The 13,719-nt window shown below is 71.7% G+C and carries 9 protein-coding genes and 2 pseudogenes; 2 read left to right on the top strand and 9 right to left on the bottom strand.

What is annotated here, in order from left to right:
• Window positions 1-174 precede the first annotated feature (174 nt).
• From ACFYST_RS00225 to ACFYST_RS00235, 3 genes are read right to left on the bottom strand one after another with little or no spacing between them, the layout of a single operon-like run.
• Window positions 175-2,631 carry a beta-glucosidase gene (locus ACFYST_RS00225; protein ID WP_387858768.1) on the bottom strand — a complete coding sequence of 819 codons (2,457 nt, stop codon included), beginning with the start codon at window positions 2,629-2,631 and terminating at the stop codon, window positions 175-177.
• A 55-nt stretch (window positions 2,632-2,686) separates the two neighbouring features.
• Window positions 2,687-4,012, bottom strand: a complete 1,326-nt coding sequence (locus tag ACFYST_RS00230) for an MFS transporter (protein WP_387858769.1) — start codon at window positions 4,010-4,012, stop codon at window positions 2,687-2,689.
• Window positions 4,013-4,037: 25 nt separating this feature from the next.
• Window positions 4,038-5,279 carry a glycoside hydrolase family 1 protein gene (locus ACFYST_RS00235; protein ID WP_387858771.1) on the bottom strand — a complete coding sequence of 414 codons (1,242 nt, stop codon included), beginning with the start codon at window positions 5,277-5,279 and terminating at the stop codon, window positions 4,038-4,040.
• 96 nt (window positions 5,280-5,375) lie between these two features.
• Here ACFYST_RS00235 and ACFYST_RS00240 point away from each other — a divergent pair, with 96 nt between their 5' ends.
• Window positions 5,376-6,563: a TetR/AcrR family transcriptional regulator gene (locus tag ACFYST_RS00240; protein ID WP_387858772.1), complete on the top strand. Its 1,188-nt coding sequence runs from the start codon at window positions 5,376-5,378 to the stop codon at window positions 6,561-6,563.
• Here ACFYST_RS00240 and xerC read toward each other — a convergent pair.
• From xerC to ACFYST_RS00265, 5 genes and pseudogenes are all read right to left on the bottom strand, one after another.
• Window positions 6,467-7,327, bottom strand: a complete 861-nt coding sequence (gene xerC, locus ACFYST_RS00245; protein WP_387636528.1) for a tyrosine recombinase XerC — start codon at window positions 7,325-7,327, stop codon at window positions 6,467-6,469. The two genes, ACFYST_RS00240 and xerC, sit on opposite strands and share 97 nt — an antisense overlap.
• 184 nt (window positions 7,328-7,511) lie before the next feature.
• Window positions 7,512-9,137 carry an FAD-dependent monooxygenase gene (locus tag ACFYST_RS00250; protein WP_387858773.1) on the bottom strand — a complete coding sequence of 542 codons (1,626 nt, stop codon included), beginning with the start codon at window positions 9,135-9,137 and terminating at the stop codon, window positions 7,512-7,514.
• A 303-nt stretch (window positions 9,138-9,440) separates the two neighbouring features.
• The gene (locus ACFYST_RS00255) at window positions 9,441-10,724 is read right to left on the bottom strand and encodes a serine hydrolase domain-containing protein (protein ID WP_387858775.1); all 1,284 of its coding nucleotides are present in this window, start codon (window positions 10,722-10,724) and stop codon (window positions 9,441-9,443) included.
• Between the two features lie 231 nt (window positions 10,725-10,955).
• A pseudogene (locus ACFYST_RS00260) lies at window positions 10,956-11,227 on the bottom strand (transposase); the annotation flags it as partial.
• 24 nt (window positions 11,228-11,251) lie between these two features.
• Window positions 11,252-11,941: pseudogene (locus tag ACFYST_RS00265) on the bottom strand (tyrosine-type recombinase/integrase); the annotation flags it as partial.
• Between the two features lie 364 nt (window positions 11,942-12,305).
• Here ACFYST_RS00265 and ACFYST_RS00270 point away from each other — a divergent pair.
• Complete coding sequence (locus ACFYST_RS00270; protein ID WP_387858777.1) at window positions 12,306-13,028, top strand: LURP-one-related/scramblase family protein; 723 nt, start codon at window positions 12,306-12,308, stop codon at window positions 13,026-13,028.
• Window positions 13,029-13,439: 411 nt separating this feature from the next.
• Here ACFYST_RS00270 and ACFYST_RS00275 read toward each other — a convergent pair whose 3' ends face one another.
• Window positions 13,440-13,703: a hypothetical protein gene (locus tag ACFYST_RS00275; RefSeq protein ID WP_387858778.1), complete on the bottom strand. Its 264-nt coding sequence runs from the start codon at window positions 13,701-13,703 to the stop codon at window positions 13,440-13,442.
• Window positions 13,704-13,719 lie beyond the last annotated feature (16 nt).

Here is a 13,719-nt window from a genome sequence, read left to right on the forward strand (position 1 = left end):
CGGGCCGCCGCTTCGGGCGCGGTGAGGAAGAACGGGTGCTGCGGGACCGGGTGTCAGGGGCCGGTCCCGCAGCGGGTGCCCGCCGTGGGACCGGGCGTCAGGTCCGGTTCCACGGCGGGCACCCCCTTCCCGGGCCCAGGCGCGAGCGCGGGAAGGGGGGTCTGTGTCGCCCTGCTACTCGCCGGTCGCGGGGGTGACCGTCACGGTGTGGCCGGGGTCGGTGGCGGAGGTGGCCAGGCGCAGGGTGAAGGTGCCGGGTTCGGTGGTCCAGGCGTGGGCGTCGGTGTCCCAGTGTTGGAAGGCCCGCGGGGCGATCTCGATGCGGGCGAGCACGCGCTCGCCGGCCTGGGCGCGGACGGCGGTGAAGCCGGCGAGCCAGGCGATCGGCCGCTCGACGGTCGACTCCGGGCGGGACAGGTAGGCCTGGAGGACCTGCTTGCCAGGCCGGGCGCCGGTGTTGGTGACGTCCGCCAGCACGACGACGCGGTCCCCGGCAGTGCTGACGGTGGGCTGGTCGATCCGCCAGGTGGTGTAGCCGAGGCCGGAGCCGAACGGCAGCGCCGGTCCGCGGCCACCGGCCTGCTCGTGCTTGAGCCAGGCTCGGTAGCCGAGGTGGAGGCCCTCGGTGTAGGCGAGCCGGCCCTCGCGGGGCTCGACGGTCCACACCGGGACGTCCTCCTCGTGGGCGGGCCAGGTGGTGGGCAGCCGCCCGCCGGGCTCGCGGGCGCCGGTGAGGACGTCGGCGAGCGCGGCGCCGAACTCCTGGCCGGGGAACCAGGACAGGACGACGGCGGCCACTTCGTCGAGCCAGGACATCAGCACCGGGGCACCGGAGTTGACGACCACGACCGTGCGGGGGTTGGCCGCGGCGACGCGGCGCACCAGCTCGTCCTGGCCCTCGGGCAGGCCGAGGCCCGACCGGTCGAAGCCCTCCGACTCCAGGGCTTCGGTGGTGCCGACGACCACGACGGCGATGTCGCTGGCGGCGGCCACCTCGACCGCCCGGCGGAGCTCCTCGGCCGGGTCGCCGAAGAGGTCCTTGTAGCCGAGCTGGACCATCGCGACGGGGAAGCCGCCCGGGAGCTCCGGGCGGTAGGTCAGGCGCAGCTCGACGGCCTGGCCGTGGTTCAGGTCGCGGGAGACCACCCGGTTCGGGGGGTTGAGGATCGCGGTGACGGGGTCGCCGCCGGGGGCGGCGAGCGAGTCGGTGCTGACGGTCTCGCCGTCGATCTCGAAGGTGAAGCCGCCGACTCCGGCGAAGCCGAGGTCGTGCCGGCCGTCGCGGTCGGGGGTGAGGCGGGTGGTCAGCTCGATGCGGTCGGCCATGGCCAGGCGCGGGTCGCCGAGCCAGGCGAGGCGGCCGGAGGGAATGATCTCCTCGGCGAACGCGGTGCTGTCATGGTCGAGATACCGGACGCGGACCCCGTCGGCGCCCGAGACCGGGTCGGTGACCGTGCCCCGGGTGAAGGCGTGCAGCTCGTCGGCCGGCGGCAGGCCGGGCGCGAAGGTGACGGCGTGCTTCCCGTAGGCGGTCCGCAGGCCCTCGAGCGGCGTGACGACGTGGTAGGGGAACACGGTCGCCGAGCCGCCGCCCTGGGCCCGGGCGCGCAGGGCGTGCTGCCCGATCACGCCGACCGTCAGTCCGTCCCGGGGCTCGACCGGCAGGGTGCCGTCGTTGCGGGCCAGCACCATGCCGTCGGCGGCGGCCTCGCGCAGCAGGTCGGCAATGGCGGTGCGGTCCCAGGGCTCGACCGGGGTGGCCGCGGGGCCGCTCTCCAGGGCGCCGACGCGTGAGGCGAGCAGCAGCAGCCGGGCGACCTTCTCGTCGATCGCGCTCTGCGGGACCCGTCCGGCCGTCACGGCCTCGACGAGTGCCTCGCCCCAGGGCCCCTCCGGGCCGGGCATGACGAGGTCCTGGCCGGAGGCGGCCGACGGCTCGGTGTCGCGCACCGCCGCCCAGTCGGAGACGACGACGCCGTCGAAGCCCCACTCGTCCTTCAGCGGGTCGCGCAGCAGCGGGTTGGCGGACATCGTCACGCCGTTGACGGTGTTGTAGGCGGACATCACCAGCCAGGCCCCCTCGTCGACCATCCGCTCGAAGGGTGCCAGGTAGACCTCGCGCAGCGTCCGCTCGTCGGCGTGGACGTCGACGGTGAAGCGGTCGGTCTCGGAGTCGTTGGCGACGTAGTGCTTCGCGGTGGTGGCGACGCCGTGCGCCTGGACGGAGGCGACGTAGGCGGCGCCGAACTCGCCGGAGAGGTAGGGGTCCTCGCTGAACGCCTCGAAGTGGCGGCCGCCGCGCGGCGAGCGGTGCAGGTTGACCGTCGGGCCGAGCACGACGTCGACGTTCTTGGACCGGGCCTCGGCGGCGATCAGGGCGCCGAGCCGGCGGACCTGCTCCAGGTCCCAGGTGGCGGAGACGCAGCTCGCCGAGGGCAGGCTGGCCGAGGGGTCGCGGTCGTCCATCGCGGTGCCGCGCACGCCGGTGGGACCGTCGGAGACGACGATGGGGCGCAGGCCGACGGCGGGTTCGTCGTGCAGCGACCACATGGAGGCGCCGGTCAGCAGGCGGACCTTCTGCTCCAGGGTGAGGCGCTCGACCAGCGCAGTGATGGGCGGGGTGGTGAACATCGCCGCGTCCTTTCACAACAGGGGTTGGTTCGGTGGTGCAGTGGGTGCGATCCGGTCAGCGGACGCTGCGGATCGGGAGGACGGAGAGCGCGCCCAGCAGCGCGATCACTCCGACCACCGGGTAGAGCGCGCCGTAGCTGCCGAAGACGTGGACGACGCCCGCGGCCACGACCGGTGCGACGGTGTTGGGCAGGGTGGCGGCGAGGTTGAGCACGCCGAGGTCCTTGCCGAAGTCGTCCGGGTTCGGCAGCACGCTGCTCATCAGCGCCTGGTCGACCGCGATGAACGCCCCGAAGCCGGAGGCGACCACGAGAGCGGACAGCGCGAGTCCGGGCACCGACGGCAGCAGGAGCGGGATCACGGTGCCGGACGTGATGAGCAGTCCCCCGAGGAGGACCACGGGCTTGCGCCGGCCGATGCGGTCGGAGAGGGGGCCGGCGACCGCCGTGGCGACGATGACGCCGGGCAGTGCGGCGAGCCCGAGCAGTGGCACGGTCCGCGTCGCCTCCTCCAGGGTCAGGCCGAGGTAGTCCTGCGCCAGGTAGAGCTGGTAGGTGTTCAGCATCGCGTACCCGCCGAACAGCAGCAGGCGTCCGGCGAAGCCCCAGAAGAAGTCGGGGTGGCGGACCGGGTTGACCCAGAAGGCGGCGAGGAAGGCCCGCAGCGAGAACGGCCGGCGTGACTCACCGCGGTTGTCCCGGTCGGGCACGAGCACGACGAACAGCACGATGCCGAGCAGGACGACGCCGGCCATGAGCGCGTACCCGAGCGGGAGGTCGTCGGCGAACACCGAGCCGACGGCCGGGCCGGCGACGGAGCCGAGGAGCACGCCCAGGCCCACGCCGGTCGAGTACCGACCGCGCAGCTTCTCCGGAACCCGGTCGGGCAGCACCGCGGAGAACGGTCCCTGGGAGGCGTTGAAGCCGAACTGCACCAGCATGACGCACACGGTCAGCGCGGCCACGCTCGGCGCGAGCCCGGCGGTCAGCAGGGCGACGGAGCCGATGAGGGCGCCGCCGAGCATCCACGGTCTTCGCGCGCCGTACCGAGTGCGGGTCCGGTCGGACAGCACGCCGGCGATCGGCTGGGCGAGCATCGCGGCCACGGCGCCGAGGGCATTGATCACCGCGAGGTTCGAGGCCTTCGCGTCCGGGGCCAGGTGCTCGACCTGGATGGCGGCGTAGTACGTCGAGACGGCGTAGGCGACCGGGGCGGTGGCGGCGACGAACGGGGCGGTCCGGAACAGCCGCCGCAGCTCCGGGGGTACCGGGCCCTTCGGTTCCGCCGCCCGGTCGTCCGCCGGCGGGGGGCCGTCTACGGGTGCGGGGCCGGTGACCGGCGGGGGGTCGTACGCGGGGCCGGGGGCGGCGTGCACGGACATGCTGGTCTCCGATTCTCCGGCCGAGTCACTGCGGGCCGTTGCGGTGGGCGCGGGCGCGGGCGCCGAGCCAGGCGAGGCTCGGTTTGGGGGTGCGGACGAAGGTCTCCCGGTCCACGGCGATCAGGCCGAAAGTGGGCGCGTAGCGGCCCCATTCGTAGTTGTCGAGCGCTGACCAGTGCAGATAGCCGCGGACGTCGACGCCGTCCGCGACGGCGGCCTCCAGGTGGCCGAGCGCCTCGCCGGTGTAGGCGATCCGCCGGGTGTCGTCGTTGGTGGCGATGCCGTTTTCGGTGACCAGCAGCGGGATGCCGCCGGCTTCGTCCCAGGCGCGGCGCAGCGAGGTGCCGAGGGCGTCCGGGCGGTACGCCCAGCCGGTCAGGGTGTTGTCGGGGTGGGCCGGGTGCGGGACCGGGCCGTCGGCGTCGACCGGCTGGCTGGTGTAGGCCTGCACGCCGACGAAGTCGTCCTCGCGGGCGACGTCGAGGTAGAAGCCCTCCCAGCCGTGGTGGATGCGCTCGAAGACCCCCTCGTTGCCCGGGGTGGGGGTGAATGACTGCTGCGCGACCGTCCAGCCGGCCTTCGCGTTCGTCGTCGCGCGCACCACCTCGACGGCGCGGCGGTGCACCTTGGCGAGGGTGTCGCCGAGCACCCGGTCGGGGCGGACCGCGGCCAGCGCCGTCGCCAGTTCGGTGGCCGCCTGCCCGCCGGCCTGGCCGGTGTCGGCCTTGCTGGCCTGCTGGCCCATCATGGCGTTCAGATAGGCATCCTGGACGCTTGCGAACACGGCGAGCATGTTGGGCTCGTTGATCGTGCAGACCCAGTCCACGTCCCGCAGCGCGGTGGAGACGAACTCGATGTAGCGGGCGAACCGGTCGGCCGCATCGGGGCGCCGCCAGCCGCCGGACTCGGCGAACCACCGGGGCAGGGTGAAGTGCTGGAGCGTGACGACCGGTGCCAGGCCCAGCTCGTGGGCGGTGTCGACCATGCGGCGGTAGTGGTCCCGCTCGGCCCGCGAGAAGTGCCCGTCCGCCGGTTCGATCCGTGCCCACTCGAAGCCGAAGCGGTAGGCGTTCAGCCCGGCGTCCGCCAGCAGCCTCATGTCCTCGGCGTAACGGTGGTAGCTGTCGACCGCGTCGCCGCTGCGGTCGGGGAACGGGGAGGTGGGGGCGTTCTCCGTCGCCCACCAGTCCGCGTTTACGTTGTTGCCCTCGATCTGGTGCGGCGAGGTGGAAGCTCCCCAGAGGAAATCCTCGCGCAAGCCGGTCATACCGGTCTCCTTCGGTCACAGGTCCGCCCTCGGCTCGAAAAGTTACCACGCTGGCGGTATTAATTGGAGAGGCGACACAGGCGCGATACTGGAGCGATGGCGATGAAGCGGGGCAGCTACCGGACCGGGCGCGAGCGCGTCGAACGCATCCTGGACGCCTCCCACGAGCTGTTCGTCCAAGCGGGCTACCGGGCCACCTCGCTGCGCGACATCGCCGCCGCCTCGGGAATCTCCCACCCGGCACTGCTGCGTCACTTCGGCTCCAAGCAGGAGATCCTCACCGCGCTCGTCGACCGGCTCGACCGCAAGCACGGGACCTGGCTCGCGGACGGCGCGAGCGGCGCGGGATGGCCTCTCTCCGTGGCAGAGGTGGCCCGGCGCAACGAGGCCGAGGCCGGGTGGATCCCGCTCTTCACCGCCCTGATCGGCGAGGCGACCAGCCCCGAGCACCCGGGCCACGAGCTCATGCGGACCCGCCGCCGGATCAGCAAGCGGCTCGGGGTCCGGCTGCTCGGCGGCCTCGGCGGCGACGAGCGATCGGTGAAGCTCGCCGCCCAGCGACTGGGTGCAGCGTGGGACGGCCTGCAGATCCTCTCCTTGTACTTCCCCGGCCGGATCGACATCCCCGGCCTGCTCGGCGCCTACCAGGACGACTTGGCGAGGCACGGGATCCCCGCGGCTCCCCCGGCTACGGTGCGTCCGCCCGACGCCCCGCCGACCGAGGAGGCGGCCACGCGGCCGGCACCGGCGCCGCGTGTCAGGGCCTTCGAGAGCGCGGCCCGCCTCTACGCGGCCCATGGCTACTACGGCACCTCGATGCAGGCCGTGGCCGACGGGGCCGGTCTGACCAAGGCCGCGCTGGTGCACATCGCCCCGACCAAGCGCGCCCTCCTCGACCTGGTCGTCGCCGAGCTCACGACCCCCGCACCGGACGAAGCCGACCCCGGAAGCCGACTCGCGGCGCTCCTGGCCCGCCCCCGCTGGCAGGCCGCCGCGGAGATCGTGCTCATGTGCGAGGCCACCACGCCCTCCCATCCCGCGCACGCTCTGATGGCCGGACGACTCGAGTACAGCCTCTCCAGCATCGAGCGCGACCTTGCAGCGGTTGGACCGGCAGCGCGGGACGAGGTGTGCGCAGCGGCACAGTGGCTCCTCGCGCTCGCGCTCGGAGGGCTCATCGCCTGGCTCTACGAGCCCGAGGACGTGGAGCTGGGCACCCTCATCGAGGACGCGCTCCCGCCCCGCCTGCACGGACGTATCGCGCGCGAGCCGCTCGCACCCTGACACCGCGGCGCCCGGCGGCCGTCCCGGACGGGAAGCACCCGCCCACGACGCCAGCCGTACCGGGGGAGCCCGCACCCGCCCGAGATGATCCGTCGGGTAGTCCCCAGTGCCGTGGTGCGGGCGGTGAGAACACCAACTGGGCGTCCGACCTTGCCGTTTGGAGATCGCGGAGAGGCTGGATCGAGTGTGATGGTGATCGCTTGTTTGAGGGGTCTGTGCCGACCAGGAGCGGGTGGTGGGCATGACCTGGGCGTGATGCTCACCGACATCGCGCTGTTCCTGGTCGGACGGGCCGGAGTCCGGCTTGCAGCCAGTCTTGCCGTGACCACTGGCGGGACACCCTGCTCCGAACCATGTCGCAGGAACGCCGCGGTCTCGTCCGGGGTCCACCAGGTGCGTTCGGCATCGCGGGGCTCGGGCGGGACGGAGTGCTTGGCGGGGTTGTAGCGCAGGCGCCAGCAGCGTACGGCGGTGTTCAGCGCGTTGCGCAGGGCGGAGGCGGCCCGGTAGACCGTGACTTTGCCCCGCCCCGCGTTGAGTTGGGCGGTGATCCAGTCGTCGATGTGCTGGGGCCGCAGGTCGAGGAGCCGGTGGCGGCCGAAGGCCGGGATCAGGCCGCGCTCCACGCACGCCGCGTAGCCCGCGTACGTCTTCGGTGCCAACCGCGCCTTTTGCAGAGTCAGCCACTCCCGCAGGAAGCTGGCGACCGTGGTGCGGCGGTTCTCGTAGACCCCGCGCAGTTCCCCGTCGAGGACCGCGGCCATCTCCCGTCCGGCTTCGGCCTTGGTGGCGAACCCGCCCCGTCGGCGGGTGCGGCGCCGTCCCTCGTCGGGGGCGAGGTCGACGCAGTAGGTTCACTTCCCGTGCTTTACGTTCGCGGCCAACTGTGGGCGCCACGGGCCCAGTTGACTGCCGTTGCCGTCCGAGCAGCCGCACCGCCGGTCCGCGTCATCGGGCGCCGGGCTGCCAGGGGGCTGTCGAGCGGGTGATTGCGGTGAGGGCGTGGTGGAGGGTGGTGTCGCTCGGTGGGCGGTCCCGCCAGCGGGCGCCGATGTGGCCGTCGGGGCGGACGAGTAGGGCTCCGTGCGGCCGGAGGTTGCAGAGAGCGGCGTGCTCAATGGGAAGGGCCTCGATGTGCAGCGGCCATGGCGCGGCGGTCTGTTGCTCCCAGTGAGTGGGGTCCGGGGTGAGCAAGGTGAACCACTCGCCGAGGGTGTCGAGGGTGGAGCGGTCGCGGGTGAGCCAGAGGTGCGGCATGCGATGGCCCGGCTCTGCGGTGGGGACGTAGTCCGTGCCCTGGTCGGACGGCTCGGGCGGGGTGCTGCCGTCGGTGAGGACGGCGGCAGAGTGGTAGGTGACGCCGAGCACGAGACCGAGCTGGGCGAAGTACTGCTCCGACCACGGAAGTTCGACCTGTGCCGGTGCCGCTTTGCCGGTCCGCAGCTGCTCGCGGCGCCGGTTCACTACTTGGAGCAGCAGTTGGGTGTTGGCCACGGCTTGGTGGAGAGTCTGCTGGGCGACGGGCTGTCGCTCCGTCTCGTAGGTTTCCAGCAGGCTTGGTTCGGCCCACCCTTGGAGAACGCCCGCCAGTTTCCAGCACAGGTTGTGCACATCGGCGACGCCGGCGTTCATGCCCAGACCGCCGATGATGGGCACCGCATGCGCGGCATCGCCGGCCAGCAGGATCCGGCCGTGACGGAAGCGTTCGGCGACGAACCCGTTCATCACCCAGTGCTGAACCCGCAACACGTCGGCTTGTACGTCGGAGTCGGCGCCGAGGGCGCGCGAGACAAGGCCGGCCCAGTCGGCCCGAGCAGGGTCTTCGGGCGTGGGAACGAACCAGGCCCAGCCTCCCTCGGGGTAGAGCGGGAGGAACGTTCCGTGCGCGGTGAAGTAGACCCCGGCGGGCTGGCGGGCGCACCAGCGGCTGAGGTCGGCGTCGAACACGACGGTGGTGAAGTCCCCGATCGCTCCGGGGCCGGTGGTGTCGATTCCCAGCCGTTGCCGGACCGTGGAGCTCGCGCCGTCAGCGGCGATGACATAGCGGGCACGGACGCGAACCTTCTCACCGCGCTGGTGGTCGACGAGCAAGGCCACGACGCTCTCGGCTTCCTCGACCAGGTCGACGAGCTCGACCCCGAACCGCATGTGCGCGTCCGCGGCGGCGAGAAGCGTGGGTTCCAACCGATCCTGCGAGGTGACCACGCCGATTGCGGGGCTCTCCGGAACCGGCGCGTTGACCCCGACCATCGCCGCAGTGGCGAAGTCGCGGTCGCGCAGGGTGTCGCGGAAGCGGACGCGGCCGTATTCCGGTGCGAATGCGTTGGCCGTGATCTTGTCGGCAAGCCCGAGCTGGCGAAAGATCTCCATCGAGCGCACGTTGACCAGCCGGGACCGGGGAAATGGTGACAGCTTGCGGTGCTTCTCGACCAGCAGTGCCCGCACACCCCAGCGCTCCAGAAGCGCCCGAGCGGTGAGCCCGACCGGCCCACCACCGACGATCAATACGTCCGCCCCGGCGTTGGCTACGGGCATGTCAAGCTCCTCCTGCCCACCCCGGGTCCGTCGGGGCACTCGGTGACGGTGACAGGCCGGGTCGGCAACTCGGCCGCGCCGGTGGCGTAGCCACGCTCGAAGTCGACCTGAACCGCCACCTGGTCAATCATCCGCACCCTGCGGCCGACCGCAATGTCCGCGCGTCGGCATACACCCGAACGTGCTCACGCGGGTGCACGACGACGAGCACACCGCCCCGGTGCAGCCGACCGCCGTGGACGAAGGCGCGGCCTCCGAGTCGAGCCGTACGGCCGGTGAGCGCACCGGTGTCAAACACGAGCCGGTTTTTCAAGGAGGCAGGCCCTGGCGGGGGTTCCGGGGTCAGGTGAGCGGTCCGGCGGGCCGCAGCATTGTGGTGGACGGCGAGGAGGTCGAAGGGCGGTTGCCGCAGATGCCCGTGGAGTACAGGGCGTTGGAGGTTCGGATCATCGCGGCGTGGTCGGACATGTCGTACCGGTTGATCGAGGTGGCGAACTGCCGCTGGCCGTTGGCCTCGCCGACCAGCAGGGTGTTGTAGCCGGGGATGCCGCCGTCGTGTCCCCAGAACTCGCCGCAGGGCATGGTCATCCGCTGGAGCCCGAGGCCGTAGCCGACGGCCGCACTCGCGCCGTCGGTGCGCTTCATCTCGGCGAGTTCGGCCGGGCCGAGCAGTCGTCCCCCGAGCAGGGCGGCGATGAAGCGGGTGAGATCCGCGGTGGTGGAGATGCCCGCCCCAGCGGCGCCCGCCACCGACGGGTTGAGTAGCGTCACGTCGGCCGGGCCGGTGGGGAGCTTGAGGTAGCCGTGCGCGTGCGGGCCGGGTACGAAGGGCGAGTCGATGGGCATCGAGGTGTCCGTCAGACCCAGCGGCCGGATGATGCGGCTGGTCACCTCCTGCGCCCAACTGCGGCCGGTGAGGCGCTCGATGAGAATGCCGATGAGGATGTAGTCGGTGTTGGAGTAGTGCCAGCCCTGCCCGGGGGCGAAGTACGGCGGGTACTTGTTGGCGATGTCCACGAGCTGCTGCGGACGGTAGGACGTCCAGCGTCCGCCCGTCAGCCACTGCCGCAGCGTCTCCGGGTTGGTGATGTCGAACGCCGGGTCGTCGGTGTAGTCGTGGATGCCGCTGGTGTGGTTGAGCAGTTGGCGCACCGTGATGCCGGCGCCGTTCGGCACCGCGCCCGGCAGGTGGCTCTCCACGGAGTCGTCGAGGCCGAGTCGGTGTTCCGCGACCAGCTGGAGGACCACCGTCGCGACGAAGGTCTTGGTGACGCTGCCGATCCGGAAACGACCGTCCGGATCGGCGGGCGCGCCGGTGGCCATGTCCGCCACGCCGGCCGCACCCTTCCACACCGTGGAGCCGTTCTCCCGGACTCGGGCCAGCGTCGCCGAGGCGCCGCCCTCCCGCACCATGGCCCGGACCACCGCGTCCATGCCCGCCCCGTCCCCGGCCCGCGCCCCGCTCACCGCCACCAGGTCGGGCGCCGCCGAGGTGCCCGTCGCACCGGCGGCCGGCGCGAAGGCCGCCAGCAGGCCCGCGCAGGCGAGCACCACGACCGCCGAACGCCACCGCCGACTCTCCGCCCCGATCTTCCCAAGCCTCGGACCCGCTGCCCCGTCCACCATGCACCCTCCAGGAAACCGGCCGATGAAACCAACACCATTGACCACAAAGGCAATTGAGAGAGTGTCAGGCCGGTGCGAGAGGAGACGTCCTCCTCGGAGCCGGAGCAGCTCCGCCCAGAGTCCCATCTTCCCGCCCGCAGAACTCCACCTCAGGTCGCGGCCGCCCCCGACGGATCCCTGATGCGCCCCCACGAAGCGGCGGGTCACTCGGTCTATGCCGTTTCTTTCGGATCATCTCGCTGACCAGATGAAGATGGCGGCGAGGTGGAGTGCGGCGAGGTGGCTGGTGGCGGTCTTGTCGTAGCGGGTGGCGAGACCGCGCCACTGATTGAGCTTGATGCAGCGTTCGACCGTGTTGCGCTGCCTGTAGGCGTCATGGTCGGAGGCCGGTGCCGGCCTCCGCGGCTGCCGCTCCGTTTGCGGTTGGCGGCCTGGTGGGCGGGCTGCGGGATCACCGCCCGGATCCCGCGCCGCCGCAGGTAGCTGCGGATCGCCCGCGACGAATCCTTGGGACCACTTTCGGCGTAGATGTAGGCGCTGGTCGACAGGGTTCGGTGGCGCAAGGTCTTGGAAATGGCCGGCGGGGGAGTGTTGGCGGCGAGGGCGAAGCTGGCGGCGAGGTGGCGCAGGTCGTGCAGGGCGATTCGGGGGACGCCGGCTTTGTCGCAGAGCAGGTGGAACCGGTCGAGGACGGTCTTGGGGTGCAGGGGTCGGCCGTGGCGGTGGAAGACGTAGTCGCGGTTGTCGGCGACGTTGCCGAAGGCGCTGGTGTCGGTGCGGTCGTCGAGCGCGGTACCGGCGCGTTGGGAGAGGGCGACCCAGGTCTTGCTGTGCGGGGTCTTCGGGGCTGTGAGGAGGAGTTGGTTGTTGTCGACGGCGGAGAGAGTGTGGCAATGAATGCCCCAGTCTTCGCGGAGACACTGCGGTTGATCCGGCGGGAGCTGACTGCCCGGCGTTCCCGCAGCCGCGCTGGGGGCCTGTACCCCCGGAATGTCGCTGGTCGCCTGCGGCATGCTCGACGTCGTGGCCGAGCCTGGCGACTGCCGGGCGACGGGCCTCGCCGCCTGCTTCTTGCTCGACAAATCGGCCGCCGGTCGGCAGGTCGGGGCGCCTGAGCGAACGGCGAGGCGCCGGCCGGGGGTGACCGGGGCCTGCGTGGTGGCCACGCCGGCACCGGCGAGGGACAGGCGCCGGCGGCTGTTCGCCGCGGCGGCCATGGCCTGATCCGATGGCTTGCGCCTGTCTCCGGGCTCGGCGGCTCGCGGCCGATCGCGATGGTCGCCCGCGGGCGAACCCGGTGACTTTCACCCGGCGGGACAGCGGGGTGGTGCGACAGGTGGCCGGCTGCCCGCGGCGGACCGTCGCCGAGCAGGGGCTCGACAGCCGGGCCGGCGAGGCAGGCCATCGTCCGCGCGCGATCAGTGGATGTGATGTCGGACACGCCCGCCGTGTCGAGTGTCGGCCGGCGTTCACAACGCCCAAACCCGCAGGTCGAATTCACCACTCGATGCCCCGGACGGGTCCGGCGGCCGTCCGAAATGATCTAGCTACCCACCGGGGATTGGCCCTAGCCTGCCCGCCATGTCCCAGAATACGAACACCCCGGGCTTCCCCGGGCAGCCGGCCGCTCCGGTCGGCGACTCCGCCAAGGTGCAGCGCCAGGTGCAGCAGCAGGCGGGCGTCGGGCCGGTCCACGGTGGCGGCGGCACTCTCTTCTCCGAGCCCGTTCTGGTGGTGAACCAGAAGGTCAAGCTGATCGAGCTGACCAACGAGTACGCGGTCTTCGACCAGCGGGGCGCCACGCTGGGCTCGGTGGTTCAGGTCGGCCAGAGCGGCCTGCGCAAGGCGCTCCGGCTGCTCTCCTCCGTTGACCAGTGCCTGACCCACAAGCTGGAGATCCGTGACGCGCACGGCACCCCGGTGCTGCTGCTGACCCGCCCGGCGAAGATCATCAAGTCGCGGGTGATCGTGCAGCGGCCGGACGGCCAGGAGGTCGGCCAGATCATCCAGCAGAACGTCTTCGGGAAGATCAACTTCGCGATGGAGGTCGGCGGCCGGAGGGTCGGCGCCATCAAGGCGGAGAACTGGCGGGCCTGGAACTTCTCCATCGTCGACGAGACGGACACAGAGGTCGCCCGGATCACCAAGACCTGGGAAGGCCTGGCGAAGACGATGTTCACCACGGCCGACAACTACGTGCTCCAGATCCACCGCCCGCTCCCCGACCCGCTGATCAGCCTCGTCGTGGCGACCGCGCTCACCGTGGACACCGCGCTGAAGCAGGACACCCGCGGCCTCGGCTGACCCGCGAACCGTGCGTGTGCGGAGCCCCGCCCCCGATCGGGCGGCTTCCAGGGGTGGGGCTCCCGTTGAGTAAAAGCCCGATCGCCTGCATTCCGAGGTGGCATTCGCCGTGCTCTGCGGCGCCATTCGCCGTGCTCTGCGGCGCCGCTGTCCCACGCGCGCACCACCCGCACTGGCTCAGCCCGCAGTACCCCGTTCGCAGAGGAGGAGCGTTCGGCCTCCGACCTTCTGGAACAAGTTGCCGGAACCCAGGGCGAGTCCGGTGGGGCCGTTGGGCGGGGTTCGACCGTCGGGCCGCAGCCTGATCGGTCGTGTGGTTGCAGGATCTGACGAGCCGAGCCCTCCGGGGTCGAGGGCTCGGCTCGCCAGGCATGGGCCGTATCGGCCCGGAACTGCGGTTCGAGTTCGGGGTTACAGCGCGCAGAAGGCGTCGAACGCGGCGTTGACGGTGTCGCGCTGGCCCTGGGTTCCGCCCGTCAGGTGGAATTCGTTGTTCACGTACAGCACCTGCTTGGTGCCGTCCTCGCTGCTCAGCCAGTTGCTGAGGCAGCCGAGTACAGCGCCGTTGTGTCCCCAGGCCCACTGTCCGCAGGGCAGTTGCAGGTGTTCGACGCCCAGCCCGTACGCGGAGGTGCCTGAACTGTCCATCGGTACGGTGTTCTTGAGTTCGGCCATCTGCGCGGGCCGCCAG

The organism is Kitasatospora sp. NPDC004614 (genome assembly GCF_042873675.1).
GTDB lineage: Bacteria > Actinomycetota > Actinomycetes > Streptomycetales > Streptomycetaceae > Kitasatospora.

Coding starts and splice junctions, on each gene's coding strand:
- ACFYST_RS00275 (WP_387858778.1), bottom strand. CDS start 13,703: ATGGCCGAACTCAAGAACACCGTACCGATGGACAGTTCAGGCACCTCC.
- xerC (WP_387636528.1), bottom strand. CDS start 7,327: ATGGCCGCGGTCCTCGACGGGGAACTGCGCGGGGTCTACGAGAACCGC.
- ACFYST_RS00235 (WP_387858771.1), bottom strand. CDS start 5,279: ATGACCGGCTTGCGCGAGGATTTCCTCTGGGGAGCTTCCACCTCGCCG.
- ACFYST_RS00270 (WP_387858777.1), top strand. CDS start 12,306: ATGTCCCAGAATACGAACACCCCGGGCTTCCCCGGGCAGCCGGCCGCT.
- ACFYST_RS00240 (WP_387858772.1), top strand. CDS start 5,376: ATGGCGATGAAGCGGGGCAGCTACCGGACCGGGCGCGAGCGCGTCGAA.
- ACFYST_RS00230 (WP_387858769.1), bottom strand. CDS start 4,012: ATGTCCGTGCACGCCGCCCCCGGCCCCGCGTACGACCCCCCGCCGGTC.
- ACFYST_RS00225 (WP_387858768.1), bottom strand. CDS start 2,631: ATGTTCACCACCCCGCCCATCACTGCGCTGGTCGAGCGCCTCACCCTG.
- ACFYST_RS00255 (WP_387858775.1), bottom strand. CDS start 10,724: ATGGTGGACGGGGCAGCGGGTCCGAGGCTTGGGAAGATCGGGGCGGAG.